Origin of the sequence: Dechloromonas denitrificans (genome assembly GCF_020510665.1) — a bacterium.
GTDB lineage: Bacteria > Pseudomonadota > Gammaproteobacteria > Burkholderiales > Rhodocyclaceae > Azonexus > Azonexus denitrificans_B.
In genome coordinates, this window is sequence record NZ_CP075187.1 from 3199832 (window position 1) to 3218996 (window position 19165).

At 59.8% G+C, this 19165-nt stretch carries 19 protein-coding genes and 1 riboswitch; of the genes, 12 read left to right on the plus strand and 7 right to left on the minus strand.

What is annotated here, in order from left to right; all coding sequences use genetic code 11:
* Positions 1-2 precede the first annotated feature (2 nt).
* The 4 genes from KI614_RS15080 to KI614_RS15095 form a co-directional block, all read right to left on the minus strand.
* Positions 3-584, minus strand: a complete 582-nt coding sequence (locus KI614_RS15080; protein WP_226406671.1) for a YqiA/YcfP family alpha/beta fold hydrolase — start codon at positions 582-584, stop codon at positions 3-5.
* Entirely contained in the window at positions 569-1393 is an 825-nt protein-coding gene (locus tag KI614_RS15085; protein ID WP_226406672.1) for an undecaprenyl-diphosphate phosphatase, read from the minus strand. Before KI614_RS15085 ends, KI614_RS15080 begins: the two co-directional genes overlap by 16 nt.
* Before the next feature lie 33 nt (positions 1394-1426).
* Entirely contained in the window at positions 1427-1666 is a 240-nt protein-coding gene (locus KI614_RS15090) for a YkgJ family cysteine cluster protein (RefSeq protein ID WP_226406673.1), read from the minus strand.
* A gap of 67 nt (positions 1667-1733) precedes the next feature.
* Positions 1734-2357 carry a cysteine hydrolase family protein gene (locus KI614_RS15095; RefSeq protein ID WP_226406674.1) on the minus strand — a complete coding sequence of 208 codons (624 nt, stop codon included), beginning with the start codon at positions 2355-2357 and terminating at the stop codon, positions 1734-1736.
* A gap of 123 nt (positions 2358-2480) precedes the next feature.
* Here KI614_RS15095 and KI614_RS15100 point away from each other — a divergent pair, with 123 nt between their 5' ends.
* The 3 genes from KI614_RS15100 to KI614_RS15110 all read left to right on the plus strand — a co-directional run bounded on the left by KI614_RS15100 (position 2481) and on the right by KI614_RS15110 (position 5699).
* Positions 2481-3431 carry a GlxA family transcriptional regulator gene (locus KI614_RS15100; protein ID WP_226406675.1) on the plus strand — a complete coding sequence of 317 codons (951 nt, stop codon included), beginning with the start codon at positions 2481-2483 and terminating at the stop codon, positions 3429-3431.
* A gap of 142 nt (positions 3432-3573) precedes the next feature.
* A complete protein-coding gene (locus KI614_RS15105) occupies positions 3574-4257 on the plus strand; it encodes a DUF3334 family protein (RefSeq protein ID WP_226406676.1) in 684 nt (227 codons plus the stop codon).
* Positions 4258-4379: 122 nt separating this feature from the next.
* Positions 4380-5699 carry an IS4 family transposase gene (locus KI614_RS15110; RefSeq protein WP_226405073.1) on the plus strand — a complete coding sequence of 440 codons (1320 nt, stop codon included), beginning with the start codon at positions 4380-4382 and terminating at the stop codon, positions 5697-5699.
* Between the two features lie 50 nt (positions 5700-5749).
* Here KI614_RS15110 and thiC read toward each other — a convergent pair whose 3' ends face one another.
* Positions 5750-7666, minus strand: a complete 1917-nt coding sequence (gene thiC, locus KI614_RS15115; RefSeq protein WP_226406677.1) for a phosphomethylpyrimidine synthase ThiC — start codon at positions 7664-7666, stop codon at positions 5750-5752.
* A gap of 53 nt (positions 7667-7719) precedes the next feature.
* Positions 7720-7827, minus strand: a riboswitch (TPP riboswitch).
* Between the two features lie 120 nt (positions 7828-7947).
* Between thiC and KI614_RS15120 the strand changes: the two genes are divergently transcribed.
* The 5 genes from KI614_RS15120 to KI614_RS15140 are packed head-to-tail and all read left to right on the plus strand — an operon-like array spanning position 7948 to position 12422.
* Positions 7948-9363, plus strand: coding sequence for a carbonic anhydrase (locus tag KI614_RS15120; protein ID WP_226406678.1), 1416 nt, complete (start codon positions 7948-7950; stop codon positions 9361-9363).
* Between the two features lie 53 nt (positions 9364-9416).
* Positions 9417-10049 (plus strand): TetR/AcrR family transcriptional regulator, encoded by a 633-nt coding sequence (locus KI614_RS15125; RefSeq protein WP_226406680.1) that lies wholly within the window; start codon positions 9417-9419, stop codon positions 10047-10049.
* A gap of 60 nt (positions 10050-10109) precedes the next feature.
* On the plus strand, positions 10110-10763 hold the full coding sequence (locus tag KI614_RS15130) for a protein-L-isoaspartate O-methyltransferase family protein (RefSeq protein WP_226406682.1): 654 nt from the start codon (positions 10110-10112) through the stop codon (positions 10761-10763).
* Positions 10763-11086: a rhodanese-like domain-containing protein gene (locus tag KI614_RS15135; protein WP_203467858.1), complete on the plus strand. Its 324-nt coding sequence runs from the start codon at positions 10763-10765 to the stop codon at positions 11084-11086. The genes KI614_RS15130 and KI614_RS15135 overlap by 1 nt, the downstream gene beginning before the upstream one ends.
* A 7-nt stretch (positions 11087-11093) precedes the next feature.
* A complete protein-coding gene (locus KI614_RS15140; protein ID WP_226406684.1) occupies positions 11094-12422 on the plus strand; it encodes a TolC family outer membrane protein in 1329 nt (442 codons plus the stop codon).
* Here KI614_RS15140 and waaA read toward each other — a convergent pair.
* Together waaA and waaC are read right to left on the minus strand one after the other, a co-directional pair.
* Positions 12388-13647: a lipid IV(A) 3-deoxy-D-manno-octulosonic acid transferase gene (gene waaA, locus KI614_RS15145; protein ID WP_319002667.1), complete on the minus strand. Its 1260-nt coding sequence runs from the start codon at positions 13645-13647 to the stop codon at positions 12388-12390. The two genes, KI614_RS15140 and waaA, sit on opposite strands and share 35 nt — an antisense overlap.
* The gene (waaC, locus tag KI614_RS15150) at positions 13647-14585 is read right to left on the minus strand and encodes a lipopolysaccharide heptosyltransferase I (RefSeq protein ID WP_264178075.1); all 939 of its coding nucleotides are present in this window, start codon (positions 14583-14585) and stop codon (positions 13647-13649) included. The genes waaA and waaC overlap by 1 nt, the downstream gene beginning before the upstream one ends.
* Positions 14586-14639: 54 nt before the next feature.
* Here waaC and KI614_RS15155 point away from each other — a divergent pair, with 54 nt between their 5' ends.
* The 4 genes from KI614_RS15155 to KI614_RS15170 are packed head-to-tail and all read left to right on the plus strand — an operon-like array spanning position 14640 to position 19108.
* Positions 14640-15410: a glycosyltransferase family 2 protein gene (locus tag KI614_RS15155; RefSeq protein WP_226406688.1), complete on the plus strand. Its 771-nt coding sequence runs from the start codon at positions 14640-14642 to the stop codon at positions 15408-15410.
* A gap of 30 nt (positions 15411-15440) precedes the next feature.
* Positions 15441-16448 carry an NAD-dependent epimerase gene (locus tag KI614_RS15160; protein WP_226406690.1) on the plus strand — a complete coding sequence of 336 codons (1008 nt, stop codon included), beginning with the start codon at positions 15441-15443 and terminating at the stop codon, positions 16446-16448.
* Positions 16449-16457: 9 nt separating this feature from the next.
* Entirely contained in the window at positions 16458-18281 is a 1824-nt protein-coding gene (glmS, locus tag KI614_RS15165) for a glutamine--fructose-6-phosphate transaminase (isomerizing) (RefSeq protein WP_226406692.1), read from the plus strand.
* Positions 18281-19108, plus strand: a complete 828-nt coding sequence (locus tag KI614_RS15170) for a symmetrical bis(5'-nucleosyl)-tetraphosphatase (protein ID WP_226406694.1) — start codon at positions 18281-18283, stop codon at positions 19106-19108. Before glmS ends, KI614_RS15170 begins: the two co-directional genes overlap by 1 nt.
* Positions 19109-19165 lie beyond the last annotated feature (57 nt).

A 19165-nucleotide genomic window follows, 5' to 3' on the forward strand; every position in this document is an offset into this window, starting at 1 on the left:
GATTATAACCCAGCGTATTCAAGGATTTGCGGAATGAACTCGGGAAAGCGGGTGAAGCTGTGATCACCCCCGGGCAGGATGCTTTGGCGACAGCCGGCGTAAAATTTCACGGCCTGCCGGTAGTCCAGCACCTCGTCGCCGGTTTCAACCAGCAGCCAGTAGCGATCCACTGTCGGCGGCCTGACTTGCGCACGCAATTCCTCGACATGCGCCTGACCAAAGACAAAACGCTCGCCGCTATGGAAATTGTGGTGCTCACCGACAAATTTGCCCAATTCCAGCCGGTCGACCGCAGCAGGGTTGATCAGCACGGCATTCAGCCTGTACCGCTCGGCCAGAAAATGGGCGTAATGCCCGCCGAGCGAACTGCCAACCAGGGTTACCGGGCCATCAGCCGCTTCGATCAGGCGCGACACGTCCGCCATGGCCTGCGCCGGAAAGGGCGACAACTGCGGACAGGCAAAGCGCCCGGCCAGACCGCGCGCAGCCATCGCCTCAGCCAGCAAACGCGATTTCCACGAGGCCGGCGACGAACAAAAGCCGTGCAGGTAAATAACCTGCGGACGACTTAATGCGCCGCCCACTGCACCCAGCCGAAATGCGCGGTCGACAGCACGACAATGCCGAAAACGATGCGATACCAGGCGAATGGCGTGAAATCATGGCTGGAGATGAAGCGCAACAACCAGCGCACACACAGGAACGCCGAGACAAAAGCCGAGATGAATCCGACCGCCCACATGCCGACATCGTCGAAATTGAGCAGCGCCCGCTCCTTGTACAACTGGTAAGCCGTTGCCGCACCGATGGTCGGAATGGCCAGGAAGAAGGAAAACTCGGTCGCCGCCTTGCGCGACAAGCCGAACAGCAGGCCACCAATGATCGTCGCCCCTGAGCGCGAGGTACCGGGAATCAGCGCAAACGCCTGCGCGATGCCCATCTTCAGCGCATCGAGCAGACTCATTTCTTCAACCGTCTGAACGCGAATCGTGTGTTCGCGTTTTTCCGCCCAGAGGATGACGAATGCCCCAAGAATGAAGGTGCTGGCGACGGCAATCGGGTTGAACAAATTGGCCTTGATCGCCTTGCCGAACAGCAAGCCGAGAATCGCCAGCGGCAAGAAGGCAACGAAGAGATTGAGAATGAATTTCTGAGCGGCTTTATCGCTCAACGCGCCGCGCGCCACGACCAGCAAACGCTGACGATACTCCCAGACGACCGCGAGAATCGCACCGAACTGTATGACAATTTCGAATAATTTGCCGCGATCGTCGTTGAAATTGAGCAAATCGCCCGCCAGAATCAAATGACCGGTCGACGAGATCGGCAGAAATTCAGTCAGGCCCTCGACGATACCGAGGATGAGGGCTTTAAGCAGCAGAATCGGGTCCATGGAATGCAGCCAATACAAGAAGCCGGCATTCTACTATCCCGGTCGGGTAGCCGCCTCCAGATTTGCCAGCCAGATCATGGCTTGCTGGCGCGACTCGCCGCACATTTCCAGCGAAGGCTGCAAGCCGCCACAGCAGGAAGGCCGCTCGGGCCGGCCGAAAATCGTGCAGCGCAAATCGTCATCCAGATTCGGACAGGGCTGTCCGGCGGGCTTGTTCAGCGAAGAGATGGAGGGTGCGATGCAACAGGCGCCACAGCCGGGACGACATTCCATGCGTGAGCACCGAGAGTGAAAGACGGCGATTTTCACCGATTTTCACCCTCAAGCAGATCAATTCGGTTCAACGCTGCGCAATGGCGCGCTGATTCGACAGATAAATATTGTCGGCCGACAAAGCCTTGTGTTCGGCGACGGCCGCCAGCCATTGATCGGTACTGACCACGGCAGCAAAACCGGTATGCATCACGACCGTGAAAACACGATGGATTTCCTCGGCCGTTGCCGAACCGATTGCGTTGGCATAAGGCAGCGAACCGGCGGCATCATGCAGCAATTCAACTTTCCAGCCGGCATGCGCCGCTTGGCGAACCGTCGAATCGTCACAGTTGTGCGTCATGTAGCCGACGATGCTCAAGGTATTGATCTGACGCTCGCGCAACCACGCCTCCAGATCGGTACCGACGAAACAGCTGGCCAAGGATTTTTCAATCTGGTGATCGTGCGGTCGACCGGCGATTTCAGGGTGAATTTCCGCCCCCACACTTCCCCTGGCAAAAACCGGCGCCCCCTCTGCCGCCAGATGCTGCACCACCACCACCGGAATCCCGGCGGCCTGCGCCACATCCATCGCCCGGCCAATATTCGGCAGTGAAATCCGGACATCGGGATACTCGATCCGCAAATTTCCGGTGAAATATTCATTTTGCACGTCGATGACGATGAGTGCGCGCTTGATTTGAGACATGATCGTTTCCTTGTTGGCGTTGGGATGGTGCCATTATTCGCAGAACCTCAGCCGCCGGTAAGTGGCCCGATAGACAATTAGCGATAATATCGGGCCAATTCTGTCGCATCGAGATTGAACCCAATGCCCAAGCTGCGCATCGCCGTTGTCGCCTTCGAACGGATCAGCCCCTTCCACCTCTCTGTTCCCTGCGTCGTTTTCGGCGACTCCCATCCGGGCGCCCCGTCATTCGAACTCACCGTCTGCGCCGTCGAACCGGGTAGCCTGAACACCACCGCCGGCTTCGCCATTCACGTCAATCACGGACTGGAAGCCCTGACCCGTGCCGACATCGTCATCATCCCAAGCTGGCGCGACCCGACCGAGACGCCGCCAACCGCATTACTCAGCGCACTGACTTCAGCGGCCCAGCGTGGCGCGACAATCGTCGGCCTATGCCTCGGCGCTTACGTGTTGGCTGCTGCCGGCCTGCTCGACGGACGTCGGGCAACAACCCACTGGGCCTATGCCGCAGATTTCGCCCGACGCTATCCGCTGACCCAAGTCGACGCCAATGTTCTATATATTGCCGACGACCGGATACTGACCTCGGCCGGAACCGCCGCCGGGATTGATTGTTGCCTGTACATGCTGCGCCAGGAATACGGGGCCGAAACGGCCAATAGCGTTGCTCGCCGCCTGGTTGTTCCACCCCACCGGCAAGGCGGACAGGCACAGTTCATCGAACAACCCGTCCCGGCCAGCGCCAACGACTCACGACTGGCCGAATTGCTCGACTGGGTGCGCACCAACCCGGCGCAAGCGCACACACTCGACAGCCTGGCCCAGCGCGCGCTGATGAGCCGTCGCACCTTTACCCGCCATTTCCGGCAACTCACCGGCAGCACCGTCAGCGCGTGGTTGCTCGGACAACGTTTGGCATTGAGCCAGCGCCTGCTCGAAGGCACAGAGCACGATATCGAACAAATTGCTGATCTCGCCGGCTTCGCCTCGCCCGTCACCCTGCGCCACCACTTTCGCAAAGCCTTCGGCGTTTCACCGAGCATCTGGCGGGAGACCTTCAACGGTAAATAAACAGCAAAATGCCAATACCACGGTCAACCATCCAGAAATGGCATTTTCGACGAATACTTGAAATTCATTCAGTGCAGCCACTGTCGATGCTGGTTAGCTGTGCTATATATTCGCAATACCTATCCAGCAGGACGATTAGCCCATGAGCACCCCAGAAAAAAAAGTCGTATTCGGCACCGAAGACATCCTGCTGAGCCTGTGCAATTCAGTGTCACGGGTTCTTACCGTCGCCACGCAAAGCCCCATCCATTTCTCCGGCATGGTCCAGCGCATCACCAAGACCTGCCTCAAGCCGGACATCGGCTGCTTCGTACTGTTCGACGGCGGCTTCTCGGGGCTGGTCGTCATCAACTTTTCATCGCAGGCGGCGATGGAACTGTACGAAAGCTACATGCTCAACATGGGCATGGCCAAGGATGAACTGGCCAGCTCGCACACCGCGGACGAAGTGAGCAATGTGATGGGCGAACTGATGAACCAGATCGTCGGCGATTTCACCGGCAAGGTTGCCCGCGAACTGCAAACCCAGATCACGCAAAACCAGCCCAAGATGCTGGTCCTCAACAAGCAGGTCATGCTCAGCGTCGACACCAACCTCGACAAGCCGGAAGCCCGTCGCGTCACTTTCCACACCGGGCGCAACAATATTTTCTATCTCGAAATGGCAATCGATGGCACCGAATTCATCAAGCTGTTCGACTTCGAAGCCAGCGATGCGCCTGATCCCGACGAATTGATTGCCCAAGCCGCCATGCCGGCCCAAGCCACAGCACAAGCCACTGAATCCAGCGAGCACGACGATTTGCTGAAATCGCTCGGGATGTAGTTGGCAAAAATCCGGAACAAATAAAAAGGCGGCCAAATGGCCCAATGCCGTTCACTTAGGTGAGCGGCATTTTTCATTTTGGGGCTTGTGGACAGTTCGCCGAATGGTTAACGTGGCGAACGATGTTGTCCAGCCAGCTCTCCATTACGACAGATGTCATGCCGACGATCGGATTCGATCGTCTGGCGGCTCATTTGCCGTATGAGTGGATTGAGCAGGCGCTCAGCGCGCATGGGGTGGCGAGTGTTCGCCGCCGTCGTTTGCCGGCGGAGCAAGTGGTCTGGCTGGTGATCGCCCTGGCGTTGTTTCGTCGCCAGTCGATGGAAGAAGTACTCAGCACCCTGGATCTGGCCTTGCCCGACACCCGAATCGAGGCGGTCTGCAAGAGTGCGATCACGCAGGCGCGGGCTCGCCTTGGCCAAGCCCCGCTGCAATGGTTGTTCGAGCAAACGGCCCAAGCCTGGTGCGCACAGGAGAAGGTCGCGAATCAGTGGAAGGGACTTTCGCTATGGGCGGTCGATGGCACCACCTTTCGGGTGCCGGACAGCCCCGAGAACCGCGAATTCTTTGGTGCCCAACGCTACGCCAGCGGCAAAGTGGCCTCCTATCCTCAGGTGCGTGCCGTCAGCCTGACGGCACTGCCCACCCATCTGGTCTCGGCCATCGAGTTTGGCCAATACGGCCAGAACGAAATGCTTTACGCCAAGGCGCTGATCGGTCGGATCGAGGACCATTCCCTGACCGTCTTCGACAAGGGCTTTGTTTCTGCGGAAATATTGTTGGGCTTGAGTGCTGCGGGCACCGAGCGGCATTACCTGATCCCCGCCAAGTCCAACACGCAATACGAAGTCCTGTCGGGAACGCCCGAGGATTGTCGGGTTCGTTTGCGTATATCTCCTCAAGCGCGCGTCAAGGTCCCTGATCTGCCCGAGGCCTGGGAGGCCCGTGCCATTCGAGTCGAGTCGGCCAATGGTCAAAGCCGGGTACTGCTGACCTCATTGTTCGATCGCCGCCGCATCAAAGCGCAGGATCTGGCGGACTGCTATCGCCGGCGCTGGGAAATTGAAACCAGCTACCGCGAGCTCAAGCAATCGATGCTGGGCGAAGCGCTGACCTTGCGCTCGCGTTTGCCCGAAGGGGTCAATCAGGAAATCTGGGGGGCCTTAATTGCCTACAACCTGATCAGACTTGAAATCGCCAAGGCGGCCACTGAAGCGCGCGTCGCTCCGACCGATCTGAGCTTCCTGCGCGCACTGCACATCATCCAGCACGAACTGATCTGGGCGGCGGGAATGAGTCCGGGGAAACTGCCGTCCCATCTGGCGCGCCTGCGTTTGCAGTTGCAGATGGCTATCGTGGAAAAACGACGGGGGCGAAAATGCCCCCGTGTCGTCAAAGCCAGACCGGCTCGTTACGCCGTTCGTCACCTAAAAGAGCCTTAACTGAACTGCATTAGGCCAAATGGCCGCCTTTTTCATTCGGGATGTTGCACTCAGACCTTGCTATAAACCTCAGCCCCGGCCTTCACGAACTCTACCGACTTCACTTCCATCCCCTTCTCCAGCGCAGCCGCTTCATCCAAACCTTGCTGCGCCGCAAACTCCCGAACTTCCTGCGTGATCTTCATCGAGCAGAAGTGCGGACCGCACATGGAGCAGAAGTGGGCGACCTTGGCGGATTCCTTCGGAAGCGTTTCGTCATGGAATTCACGCGCCTTGTCCGGGTCGAGACCGAGGTTGAACTGATCGTCCCAGCGGAATTCGAAGCGCGCCTTGGACAGCGCGTTGTCGCGGATCTGCGCGCCGGGGTGGCCCTTGGCCAGGTCGGCGGCATGGGCGGCGAGCTTGTAGGTGATGATGCCAGTCTTGACGTCGTCCTTGTCGGGCAGGCCGAGGTGTTCCTTGGGCGTGACGTAGCAGAGCATGGCCGTGCCGTACCAGCCGATCATCGCGGCGCCGATGCCGCTGGTGATGTGGTCGTAACCCGGCGCGATGTCGGTGGTCAAGGGGCCGAGGGTGTAGAACGGGGCTTCGTCGCAGTATTGAAGCTGCAGGTCCATGTTCTCCTTGATCATGTGCATGGGCACATGGCCGGGGCCTTCGATCATGACCTGCACGTCGTGCTTCCAGGCGATCTGGGTCAGTTCGCCGAGGGTCTTCAGTTCGCCAAGCTGGGCTTCGTCGTTGGCGTCGTAGATCGAGCCGGGACGCAGGCCGTCGCCGAGGCTGAAGGCAACGTCGTAGGCCTTCATGATTTCGCAGATTTCCTCAAAGTGCGTGTAGAGGAAGCTTTCCTTGTGGTGCGCCAGGCACCACTTGGCCATGATCGAGCCGCCACGGGAGACGATGCCGGTCATCCGGTTGGCGGTGAGCGGCACGTAGCGCAACAGCACGCCGGCGTGGATGGTGAAGTAGTCGACGCCCTGCTCGGCCTGTTCGATCAGCGTGTCGCGGAAGATTTCCCAGGTCAGGTCTTCGGCCTTGCCGTTGACCTTTTCCAGCGCCTGATAGATCGGCACGGTGCCGATGGCGACCGGGCTGTTGCGGATGATCCATTCGCGCGTTTCGTGGATGTTCTTGCCGGTGGACAGGTCCATCACGGTGTCGCCGCCCCAGCGGATCGACCAGGTCATTTTCTCGACTTCTTCCTGAATGGAAGAGCCGAGCGCCGAGTTGCCGATGTTGGCGTTGATCTTGGTCAGGAAGTTGCGGCCGATAATCATCGGCTCGCTTTCCGGGTGGTTGATGTTGTTCGGGATGATGGCGCGACCGCGGGCGATTTCGCTGCGCACGAATTCCGGGGTGATTTCTTCGGGAATGCTGGCGCCAAAGTTCTGGCCGGGGTGTTGGCGACCGAGCAGCTTGGCCATTTTTTCGCCCTGCGGACCAGTCGACCGCAGCGATTCGATATAAGCGCGGCGATTGTTGTTTTCGCGGATGGCGACGTATTCCATTTCCGGCGTGATGATGCCTTGGCGGGCGTAGTGCATCTGGCTGACGTTCTGGCCGGCCTTGGCGCGCAGCGGCTTGCGGTGCAGGCCGGGGAAGCGCAGTTCGTCGAGCGATTTGTCGTCGGCGCGTTTCTGGCCAAATTCGGAACTCAGGCCGGGCAGCTCTTCAACGTCGCCACGCTCGGCGATCCATTGGGCACGCAAAGCCGGCAGGCCAGAGCGGATGTCGATTTTGGCATCCGGATCGGAATACGGGCCGGAGCAGTCATAAACGTAGATCGGCGGATTCTTTTCCCCACCGAAGGCGGTCGGCGTGTCATCCTGCATGATCTCGCGCATCGGTACTCGAATGTCCGGGCGCGAACCTTCGATGTAAATCTTGCGGGAATTGGGCAGCGGCTGGACTGCGGCCTCGTCGACGTGGGCGTTGGCGGCGAGGAATTGTTCTTTGGCGTTCATTGGAGCTCCATGCGGGGACACAGCGGGTAAGACGGGCAAGGAGCGATCTGGTTCCAACGGAGAGTTCGTTTCCCTACGACGGCATGACCCGGTCAGGTTCGAAGGGTTTTTCTCAGTCGACCGCAGCAAATACATGGCGGCAGACACCCCTAACGAGTGGGCTGCAAGTTACTGGAAACACAGGCAAAATGCAAGGAATGACATTCCTTGCTCAAGATTTCTCAATTTTGACCGAAATATCCATGGCAAGCCAAAAAGAAACAAAATCAAAGGGGTTAAACATGCGCTTATTGACTATTGCCGCCCTGCTGGCGACGCTGCCGTGGTGCGCGGCCGCCGCACCGACCTGGCAAACCATCTCGTCCGAACCGGGAAAACGGATCGAACTCGACCGGACCAGCATCAAACGTGAAGATGGCGGCAAGGTTCAAGCCCAGGGACGGGTCATCCTCGAAAAGGAAATCGTCGATGCCAAGTCCGGCGCCGGCTACCGGGTCATTGAAGCAATCACGCGCTACGACTGCGGCTCGCGCAATGCCAGCACGATCAAGCGCATTTACAAGAAGAACGAGTCGGAAGTCGTCCGCGAGGAAGAGATCAAGGGTGCCGAATTGCCGGTCCGTACCGGCACGCTCGACGACAAGGTCTTGCGCGAAGTTTGCCGCCCAGCCAAGGAAAGCGTGACCGAGGTTGCCCAAAAAGCCAACGAAGCCACCAGCCAGCTGAAGGAAGCCAACGAAGCGATGATCAAGAAAGATCTCGCCAAGTCCGGCGCAATGAAGGCATCCGACACCAGCCACGCACCCGCCGCCAAGGCCGAGCAAGCTGCGCCGATTTCAATCAAGCCGAATCTGAAACCTGCGGCAGAAGCCGCGCACGAACCGGCACCACCGAAAGCGGCACCGCCCAAGGCAAGCCACGTCGTGGTGCACAGCTCATCACCGGCCAAACCTGCCAAACCGGCAAAGACCGGCGGTTACATGCTGGAACTGGCACAGAGCGAGCCGGCTCTCCAGCACGCCCACATTCACTGGTCTTATGACGGCGAAGGCGGCCCCGATAACTGGGCCAAGATCGATCCGAAAAACAAGACTTGTGCCATCGGCCAGCGTCAGTCACCGATCGACATCAAGGAAGGCATCAAGGTCGATCTCGAACAGATCAAGTTCAGCTACCGTCCATCAACCTTCCGCATCATTGACAACGGACACACCGTGCAGGTTGCCGTCGGCGACAGCTCGATTAGCCTGACCGGAAAAACCTACGAACTGGTCCAGTTCCATTTCCATCGTCCATCCGAAGAAAAGGTGAACGGCCAGCGCTTCGACATGGTGGTGCATCTGGTGCATAAATCGGACGAAGGCCAGTTGGCCGTGGTCGCCGTGCTACTTGAGCGAGGCAGCGAGAACCCGTTCATCCAGACGCTCTGGAACAACATGCCCCTGGAGAAAAACGTCGAGGTCTCGCCGCCCGGCCCGGTAATCAACCCGGCCAACCTGCTGCCTTCCGACCAGAATTACTACACCTACATGGGCTCGCTCACGACCCCGCCCTGTACCGAAGGCGTGCTCTGGCTGGTCATGAAACAGCCGGTGCAGGTTTCGCCGGAACAGATCAACATCTTCAGCCGGCTGTACCGCAACAACGCACGCCCCATCCAGCCTGCCAGCAGCCGGATGATCAAGGAAGGTCGTTGACCGTAGACAAGACGAAGTGGTAACTTAATGACCAACGAGTCATTAAGTTACCCATGTCAGTCTCACCACCCGCCCGTAAACGTCGCAAGGAAGCCCGTCCTTCGGAGCTGACCACAGCTGCGCTCAGCCTGTTTGTCGAGAAAGGCTTCGCCGCGACACGACTGGAAGATGTCGCCCTCAGCGCCGGCGTATCTAAAGGTACGCTCTACCTCTACTTTGACAGCAAGGAAGCGCTGTTCAAGGCGGTCATTCAGGAAGGCATCGTCCCGGTTGTTGCCGAAAACGAAGCCATCGCCGCCCAACATTGCGGCAGCAGCTTCGACCTGCTGGAAAAATTGCTCGGCAACTGGTGGAGCAAGATCGGACAGACTCGACTGGCCGGCATCCCGAAGCTGATGGTTGCCGAAGCCAGAAACTTTCCGGACGTCGCACTTTTTTATTACGAAAACGTCATCAAGCGCGGGCGAGCCCTGGTCGGCGCAGCCCTTGAGCGCGGCATGGCTTCCGGCGAATTCCGGCACATGGATGTTGAAACGACCATCGACGTGATCATCGCCCCCATCCTGATGCTGTTGATCTGGCGCTTTTCGATGGCCTGCTGCCAAAACAGCGAAGGCGATTCAGGTCTTTACCTGCAAATTCACATGGATCTCCTGCGCCAAGGCTTGCGCGGGAGTCAGGTATAATTTTGCTTTCTCGGAATCAATATATTAGCTTGTGCTAATATTAAGCCTGCGGAGACCCACATGAATATCGAGCAAGCACGTTTCAACATGATTGAACAACAGATCCGCCCCTGGGAGGTTCTGGATCCGCAGGTGCTTGACCTGCTTTTCGTGGTCAAGCGCGAAGATTTCGTACCGACCGCCTACCGCAACCTGGCATTTGCCGACATGGAAATCCCGCTCGGCGATGGCCAGGTCATGCTGGCACCGCGCGTCGAAGCCAAATTGCTGCAGGAACTCGGCATCAAGAAAACCGACAAGGTTCTCGAAATCGGCACCGGCAGCGGCTACATGGCGGCCTTGCTGGCGGCGCGCGCCGAACACGTTGTGACGGTCGAATCCCGTCCGGAACTGGCTGAATCCGCTCGCCAGAATCTGGAGCGTGCTGGTGTCGCCAACGTCACGATCGAAGTTGCCGATGGCGCCCAAGGCTGGAGCCAGTCCGGTCCGTACGACGCGATTGTTGTTTCCGGCTCTCTGCCCACCCTGCCCGCCGCGTTGCTCAAGCAATTGCGCGTCGGTGGCCGTCTTGCCGTCACGGTTGGCCTGGCCCCGGTCATGCAAGCCCAGTTGATCACCTGTACCGCCGATGGCATCTACAACACGGTCAACCTGTTCGAAACGGTCATTCCTGCAATCGACGGCACCACGCCCGAATCAGGTTTCTCGTTCTGATGCAGCAGATTCGCGCACGCCAACTGGCCGAATGGCTGGCTGATGACAGCCAGCCCAAGCCGATTCTGCTCGACGTGCGCGAACCGTGGGAGTTCGAACTCTGCCATTTGCCTGATTCGCTGCTCATCCCGATGCACACGGTCCCCCTGCGCTGCGATGAGCTCGACCCGGAGCGTGAGCTTGTCGTCATTTGCCACCACGGCGGACGCAGCATGCAGGTTGCCATGTTTCTCGAGCGCAAGGGTTATGCACGATTGCACAACCTGGCCGGCGGTGTAGAAGCCTGGGCAGGAGAAGTTGACCCCACGATGCATCGATACTGAGGATGGCATGAAAAAACTCGCCTGGCTGATTCTTTCACCCTTGCTTGCTGCACCCGTATTTGCCGCAGACCTGATGCAGGTCTACCGCGAAGCACAGGACAACGATCCGACCTTTGCCGCAGCTCGCGCCACGCTCGATGCCGGCCGCGAAAAAATGCCCCAGGGGCGCGCAGGCTTGCTGCCGAGCCTGACACTTTCCGGCAATACGGTGTGGAACGAGAATGAAGTCTCGCTCTTCAACGGTGCCACGCTTGGCAAACCTCGTTTCAACAGCAACGGCTACCAGCTGACCCTGTCCCAGCCGCTTTTCCGCTGGCAGAACTGGGTCAGTTACGACCAGTCGAAAATCCAGGTTGCCCAGGCCGAAGCCAATTTCGCGCAAGCTCGCCAGGATTTGATCCTGCGTGTTGCCCAGGCTTATTTCGATGTCAATTACGCCATCGAAAACCTCAAAGCCGTTCGGGCCAACAAGACCGCCATCGCCCAGCAGCTCGAGTCGGCCAAAAAGAATTTCGAAGTCGGCACGGCAACCATTACCGACACGCACGAAGCACAGGCCCGCTTCGACCTCGCCGTGGCACAGGAAATTGCGGCTGAAAGCGACTACGAAGTCAAACAACGCAGCCTGCAAGCCATCATTGGCAAGGAAGCGGGCGACTTGGCCACCACGCGCAAGGATGCCGAGCTGACTGCACCACAACCCAACGATATGAATCAGTGGGTTGCCGCAGCCGAAAAGGACAGCATCGCCGTCCAGGTCCAGCAAGCCAATGCCGACATCGCCGAACGGGAGGTTGGCAAGCAACGCGCGGGGCACTACCCGACCGTCGATCTGGTCGCCAACGCGGGAAATGCCAAATCCTTCGGGTCGACCGCGCTGGGCATGATCGATACCGAATACCAGAACATCGGCATCCAGCTGAACATTCCAATTTTCCAGGGCGGCCAGGTCGTATCGCGTCAGCGTGAAGCCGCCGCCAATCGCACCGCCACCCTGTCCAACCTTGAAGCAGCGCGCCGCACGGCAGCCCTTTCCGCCCGCCAGTACTACCTCGGCGTGGTCAACGGGCTGGCCCAGGTCCGCGCCCTCAAGGCGGCGCTGGTTTCATCGCAATCGGCCCTTGAGTCGAACAAGCTGGGTTACGAGGTCGGCGTACGCATCAACATCGATGTGCTCAACGCCGAAAACCAGGTCTACGTCACCCGCCGCGACCTGGCTCGGGCGACACTCGATACGCTACTCGCCCAACTGCGCCTGAAGGGTGCGGTCGGCGCCTTGGGCGAAGACGACATTGCCCAGATCAACGCCTTGCTTGAGCGACCTGCCGTTCAATAAAAGCCAAGGTACGCTGCGCTGCGCCTTGATGGGCCAGCGCAAACCGGCTGGCAGCCTGACGCATGCCGGCCAGTTGATCAGCACTGCCCAGCAGTTGCTCAACCGCCAGCCCAAGCGCTTCGACTGAGTCAATGCGCCGCGCCGCACCGGCAGCGATGGCATCCTGCGTCGCCTGCAGGAAATTGAAGGTATGCGGACCAACCAGCACCGGACAACCGCAAGCCGCCGCCTCGATCAGATTCTGCCCACCAAGCGGCAACAAACTACCGCCGATGAAGGCCAGGTCGGCCATGGCGTAGTAAGCCGCCATTTCTCCCATGCTGTCGCCCAGCCAGACCTCCGTCTCCGCGACAGGCATCGCCACGCTGCGCCGCTGGCAACGCAGCCCCCGGCTGGCAATCAGGTCGGCAACCTCATTGAACCGCTGCGGATGGCGCGGCACCAGCACGAGCAAGGCATCCGGCACACGCGCTGCACGCCAGGCATCGAGAATCAACGCTTCCTCACCTTCACGCGTACTCGCGGCCAACCAGACCGGGCGCGACCCGAGCCCGGTTTTCCAGTCACGCCCCAGCGCCAATTTTTCGGGCGATGGCACCACGTCGAATTTCAGATTGCCACAAACCTCGACCGACCCGGCGCCCAGTTGAGCCAGGCGCGACGCATCGCCTTCCGTCTGCGCCGAGACACCGGCGAGGACGCCGAAGGCCGGGCGGACAAGCCGGCCAAGACGGCCATAACCGCGCGCCGAACGAACCGACAGACGGGCATTGGCCAGCATTACCGGAACACGGTTTTTCTGTGCGGAAGCGAGCAGATTTGGCCATATCTCGGTTTCCATCAGGACACCGAAAAGCGGCGAAAAACGCCTGAAAAAGCGGTTGACCGCGCCAGGGTAGTCATACGGCAGATAAGCCTGGATAACCCGCTCGCCATAGACCTCACGCCCGGTTTCCCGTCCGGTCGGGGTCATGCAGGTTAACAGGATGCGATAACCGGGCCAACGTGCCAGCAAACCTTCGATCAGCGGCTGTGCCGCGCGCGTTTCGCCGACCGAAACCGCGTGCACCCAGATCAGTTTCTCAGGCACGGGCTGAGCGTAAAAACCATATCGCTCGCCGAGATGATGCAGGTAATCGGCTTGCTTGCGGGCACGCCAGAGCAGGCGCAGCCAGATCAGCGGCGTGATCAGGTAGAGGAACAGCGAATAAAGCAGGCGCGCCATCAGGAAAGCGCCGCCTGCAATTCGTCAAGCACAGCCGAAACCGTCGGAATTTGTGCCTTGCCGCCCAGATTGCGAAAGAAACCACTGCCAAGCACACCGGTCAAACCGGGGTCTGTCGCGGTGTACAAGGCAACGGTGGGCGTTTTCAAGGCCACGGCGAGGTGGCTCAACCCGGTATCCACGCCAACCGCTGCCCGGGCAGAACCGAGCAGCGCAGCCAGTTGCGGAATATTCATCGGCGGCGCCGCGATGGCCTCCGGAATGGCGGCGGCGAGATGTGCCGCCCGCTCACGCTCGGGCGCACTGCCTGCGGGCAAAATCGCAATGTAGCCAAGCGCACCCAATTGCCGGCCCAACTCGACCCAGTGGCTCTCAGGCCAAAGCTTGTCGTCGCGGCTGGTGGCCGTCAGGAAAACCACGAAAGGCTGTTCCGGCAACCAGTCGAATTGGGCGGCTGGCGGCGCGATGCCGTAATCCGGACCACCTTCGATGGCGTAACCGAGAGCCGCCGCAACCAGCAGTCGATTGCGCACGACCGCATGCTCACTCGTCGGGACACTGAAATGACGTTCGTAAAAGCGTGATGCGACCGGCTCACGCGCCGAGTCTGCCGCATAGCCGCTGAGTGGCCCACGCGCACGACGCGCCAGCCAGGCACTTTTCAGCAGCCCTTGCGTATCGATCACCGCATCGTAGTTGTGAGCCTGCATCTGGCGGCCAAAAGCGCCAAATTCACGCCAGGTCTGCGCCTGAAACAGCTTTTTACGCCAACGCCGGATCGCAACCGGGATGATTTCACCAACCGCCGGATGCAAACGGGGAATGGCCGCGAAATTCTCCTCGACGCACCAGTCGACCGCGGCATCGGGGAAATGCCGGCGGATGTCGCTGACCACGGGCAAATTGTGGATCACGTCGCCGAGCGAGGAAGTTTTCACGAGCAGAATGCGCATCGGCAGATAAAATACGTGCTTTCGAAGCCGCGATTATAAATGCCTGCTACGCGCCAGCCGCTCTCCGTTGCGATCATTACGCTCAATGCCGCCTCCCAGCTCGAGGATTGCCTGAAAAGTGCGCGCTTTGCCGACGAGATCATCGTTGTCGATTCGGGCAGCACCGACGGCACGGTGGCGCTGGCCGAACGTTACGGCGCCCGCGTCATCCAGCAGGACTGGCTCGGCTTCGGGCCACAAAAGCAGTTTGCCGTCGATGCGGCACGCCACGACTGGGTACTCTGCCTCGATGCCGACGAACGGGTCAGCCTGAGTTTGCAGGCAAGCATCGAAACAGCCCTGCAGCAGCCGTCGACCGCGGCATTCCGTTTTCCGCGCTGCAATCGCTTCCTTGGCCACTACCTGAAGCACGGGGAAGGCTACCCCGACTGGAGCCTGCGCCTGTTCGACCGTCGCCAGGCGCGCTGGTCGAACGATGCCGTCCATGAGAAAGTCGAAACCCGCGCCAGCATCGGCCAATTGTCGGGCGATCTGCTGCACGATTCAGCCGAGTCGCTGGCCAGCTACCTGACCAAGCAAAACCGCTACACCACGCTGGCCGCCGACATGGCGCTGGCAGCGGGCAAACGGGCAACTTTCGGGCGCATTGCCTTCAGCCCGCTGGTCCGCTTCATCAAGTTCTACCTGATCCGCCAGGGTTTCCGCGACGGGTTGCCCGGCCTGATCCACATTGCCATCGGCTGTTTCAACAGCTTCATGAAATATTCCAAAATGCTGGAACGTCAAAAATCCGATGCGACGTTGCGGTAAAATCATTCTTCCATTGCCACGGGTAAGCCCATGAAAATTCTTGTGACCGGCGCAGCCGGATTTATCGGCATGACCACCTCGCTGCGCCTGCTTGCGCGCGGCGACGAAGTCGTCGGTCTGGACAATCTGAACGATTATTACGAAGTCAGCCTGAAAGAAAACCGCCTGGCCCGACTGACCAGCCACGCCAATTTCCGCTTCATCAAGCTCGACGTCGGTAACCGGGCCGGCATGGAAGCCCTGTTCGCCAGCGAAAAATTCGACAAGGTGATTCACCTCGCCGCCCAGGCCGGTGTCCGTTATTCGCTGCAGAATCCGCACGCCTACATCGACAGCAATCTGGTCGGCTTCACCAACATCCTCGAAGGCTGCCGCCACAACAAGGTGGCGCATCTGGTTTACGCCTCCAGCTCCAGCGTCTACGGCGGCAATACCAAGATGCCGTTCTCGGAACACGACAGCGTCGACCATCCGGTCAGCCTCTACGCCGCGTCCAAGAAGGCCAACGAGCTGATGGCCCATACCTACAGCCACCTCTTCGGCCTGCCGACGACCGGGCTGCGCTTCTTCACGGTCTACGGCCCGTGGGGTCGCCCGGACATGGCGCTCTTCCTGTTCACCAAGGCCATTCTTGAAGGTCGTGCCATCGACGTCTTCAACCATGGCAACATGCAGCGCGACTTCACCTACGTCGACGACATTGTCGAAGGCGTCATCCGCGTGCTCGACAAGAATGCTGCGGTCAACGCCGAATATGACGCGATTTCCGCCGATCCGGCGACGAGCAATGCGCCTTACCGCGTGTTCAATATTGGCAACAACAATCCGGTCCAGTTGCTCGACTTCATCGGCGCCATCGAACAGGCACTCGGCAAGACGGCAGAGAAGCGCCTGCTGCCGCTGCAGGACGGCGACGTCCCGGCGACCTATGCCGACACTTCGCTGCTCAACGACTGGGTCGGTTTCGTCCCGGGCACGCCCATCCAGGAAGGCGTCGGCCGCTTCATCGCCTGGTATCGCGATTACTACAAGGTTTAAGGATCAGTCATGTGTGGCATCGTCGCGGCAGCAGCCGGCAACAACATCGTTCCCGTCCTCGTTGAAGGGCTGAAGAAACTCGAATACCGGGGCTATGACTCGGCCGGGATTGCCGTCATCGGCAGCACTGAGATCGAACGTGTCCGCTCGGTCGGCCGGGTCGCCGAGCTTGAAGCCGCGTCGGCCGCAACCCGCGCCACAACCGGCATTGCCCACACCCGCTGGGCAACGCACGGCGTGCCATGCGAACGCAACGCTCACCCGCATGTTTCCGGCACGATCGCCGTCGTTCATAACGGCATCATCGAAAATTACGAAAGCCTGCGCAGCGAACTGACGGCTCAAGGTTATGTCTTCACATCGGACACCGACACCGAAAGCATCGCCCACTTGATCGAAGCCACGCTGAAAAGCGAGCCCGACCTGTTCAAGGCCGTGCAGATTGCCTGCCGCCGCCTGGTCGGCGCCTTCGCCATCGCCGTTATCGACCACAGCCAACCGGGCAAGATCGTCGTCACCCGCGAAGGGTCGCCTCTGCTGCTCGGCGTTTCGGAAACCGGCAACTACGCCGCATCCGATGCTTCGGCGCTGCTCCAGGTCACACGCAACATGGTCTATCTGGAAAATGGCGATATTGCCGAGTTGACCGCGACATCCGTCCGCATCACCCGCCTCGACGGTACGCCGGTCGAGCGCCCGGTGCATGTCTCGCAACTCTCGGCCGCAGCCGTCGAGCTGGGCAATTACCAGCACTACATGCAGAAGGAAATTTTCGAGCAGCCGGAGGCGTTGGCCAACACGCTCGAAATCGTCGGCGGCAGCAAATCGATCCAACCCGGCATTTTCGGCGCAGAAGCTGCCAACTTGCTGGCCGATATCGACTCGATTCTAATTCTTGCCTGCGGCACCAGCAGCCATTCGGGCTTCACCGCCCGTTACTGGCTCGAAGCCATTGCCGGCGTGCCGTGCAATGTCGAAATTGCCAGCGAATACCGCTACCGTACCTCGGTGCCAAACCCGCGTCAGCTGATCGTCGCCATTTCGCAATCCGGCGAAACAGCCGACACGCTGGCCGCCCTGCGCCATGCCAAGTCGCTCGGCCAGACCAAGACGCTGGCCATCTGCAACGTGCCGGAATCGGCCATCGTCCGCGAATGCGCCCTGCGCTTCATCACTCGCGCCGGCCCGGAAATCGGCGTTGCCTCGACCAAGGCTTTCACCACCCAGCTCGCCGCGCTCTTCCTGCTGGTACTGGTCATGGCCAAGGTACGCCAGCAACTGAGCGCCGAACAGGAAGCCATCTATATCGAACAACTGCGCCACCTGCCTGTCGCGGTCAACAAGGTGCTCGGCCTCGAATCGGATATCGAAGCCTGGGCCAAACGCTTTGCCGACAAGCACCACGCCCTTTTCCTCGGTCGCGGCCGGCACTATCCGATTGCCCTTGAAGGCGCCCTGAAGCTCAAGGAAATTTCCTACATTCATGCCGAAGCCTATCCGGCCGGCGAATTGAAACATGGCCCGCTGGCGCTGGTCGATGCCAACATGCCGGTCATCTCGGTCGCTCCGAATGATCAGTTGCTCGACAAGCTGAAATCCAATCTCAAGGAAGTCCAGGCACGCGGTGGCGAGCTTTATGTCTTCGCCGATGCCGACTCGGAAATTCCCGAATCGGAAGGCGTGCACATCCTGCGCCTGCCGGAACATTACGGCGAACTCTCACCGATCCTGCACGTCATTCCGCTGCAGTTGCTGTCTTACCACGTCGCGCTGGTCAAAGGCACCGACGTGGACAAGCCGCGCAACCTGGCCAAATCGGTCACCGTCGAATAATGGCGAACTACGCAATCGGCGACATTCAGGGCTGCTACGACTCCCTTTGCCGCTTGCTCGAGTTATGCAAGTTCGACGCAGCGCATGACCGCATCTGGCTGGTCGGCGACCTGGTCAACCGCGGGCCGAAATCGCTGGAAACGCTCCGCCTGATCAAATCGCTCGGCCCGTCGGCGGTGACCGTGCTCGGCAATCACGATCTTTACCTGCTGATGGTGGCAGAAGGCGGGGCCAAATTTCGCGCCAAGGACGATACTTTGCAGGCCATCTTTGATGCCCCGGACTGCAGCGAGCTACTCGACTGGCTTCGCCAGCAACCGCTGTGCTACACCGAGGACAACTATTGCATGGTGCATGCCGGCCTGTTGCCCCAATGGACCGCCAGGCAAGCCAGAGCGCTGTCAGGCGAAGTCGAGGCTGCCCTGCAGGGCCCGGATTATCGCCAATTCCTCAAAAACCTATGGGGCAGCGACCCTGCCGGCTGGTCGGATGAACTAAGCGGCTGGCCGCGCCTGCGCGTCATCGTCAACGCCATGACCCGCATGCGCTTCTGCACCCCGGAAGGCATCATGGAATTCAAGGCCAAAGGAAAGCTGAGCAACACCCCGGCCGGCCACATTCCCTGGTTTGACGCGCCCAATCCCCGCTATACCGACTCGGTATTGATTACCGGCCACTGGTCGGCACTCGGCCTTAAAGTGCTACCGCACTTTCTGGCACTGGACTCCGGCTGTCTGTGGGGAGGCCACCTGACGGCGGTTCGCCTTGAAGATCGTTCGGTATTTCAGGTGAACTGCTCGGCAGAGGAAGCCCAGCCGCTCGACTGATCGCCTCGCGTGACTCGGCGGCAACCTGCTTGCGGTCCTCGCCATTCAGGCCAAGCA

Excerpts from the sequence above, each read along its gene's own strand:
- KI614_RS15085 (WP_226406672.1), bottom strand. The coding sequence starts at position 1,393 with ATGGACCCGATTCTGCTGCTTAAAGCCCTCATCCTCGGTATCGTCGAG.
- KI614_RS15090 (WP_226406673.1), bottom strand. The coding sequence starts at position 1,666 with ATGGAATGTCGTCCCGGCTGTGGCGCCTGTTGCATCGCACCCTCCATC.
- KI614_RS15095 (WP_226406674.1), bottom strand. The coding sequence starts at position 2,357 with ATGTCTCAAATCAAGCGCGCACTCATCGTCATCGACGTGCAAAATGAA.
- KI614_RS15100 (WP_226406675.1), top strand. The coding sequence starts at position 2,481 with ATGCCCAAGCTGCGCATCGCCGTTGTCGCCTTCGAACGGATCAGCCCC.
- KI614_RS15105 (WP_226406676.1), top strand. The coding sequence starts at position 3,574 with ATGAGCACCCCAGAAAAAAAAGTCGTATTCGGCACCGAAGACATCCTG.
- KI614_RS15110 (WP_226405073.1), top strand. The coding sequence starts at position 4,380 with ATGTTGTCCAGCCAGCTCTCCATTACGACAGATGTCATGCCGACGATC.
- thiC (WP_226406677.1), bottom strand. The coding sequence starts at position 7,666 with ATGAACGCCAAAGAACAATTCCTCGCCGCCAACGCCCACGTCGACGAG.
- KI614_RS15120 (WP_226406678.1), top strand. The coding sequence starts at position 7,948 with ATGCGCTTATTGACTATTGCCGCCCTGCTGGCGACGCTGCCGTGGTGC.
- KI614_RS15125 (WP_226406680.1), top strand. The coding sequence starts at position 9,417 with ATGTCAGTCTCACCACCCGCCCGTAAACGTCGCAAGGAAGCCCGTCCT.
- KI614_RS15130 (WP_226406682.1), top strand. The coding sequence starts at position 10,110 with ATGAATATCGAGCAAGCACGTTTCAACATGATTGAACAACAGATCCGC.
- KI614_RS15135 (WP_203467858.1), top strand. The coding sequence starts at position 10,763 with ATGCAGCAGATTCGCGCACGCCAACTGGCCGAATGGCTGGCTGATGAC.
- KI614_RS15140 (WP_226406684.1), top strand. The coding sequence starts at position 11,094 with ATGAAAAAACTCGCCTGGCTGATTCTTTCACCCTTGCTTGCTGCACCC.
- waaA (WP_319002667.1), bottom strand. The coding sequence starts at position 13,647 with ATGGCGCGCCTGCTTTATTCGCTGTTCCTCTACCTGATCACGCCGCTG.
- KI614_RS15155 (WP_226406688.1), top strand. The coding sequence starts at position 14,640 with ATGCCTGCTACGCGCCAGCCGCTCTCCGTTGCGATCATTACGCTCAAT.
- KI614_RS15160 (WP_226406690.1), top strand. The coding sequence starts at position 15,441 with ATGAAAATTCTTGTGACCGGCGCAGCCGGATTTATCGGCATGACCACC.
- glmS (WP_226406692.1), top strand. The coding sequence starts at position 16,458 with ATGTGTGGCATCGTCGCGGCAGCAGCCGGCAACAACATCGTTCCCGTC.
- KI614_RS15170 (WP_226406694.1), top strand. The coding sequence starts at position 18,281 with ATGGCGAACTACGCAATCGGCGACATTCAGGGCTGCTACGACTCCCTT.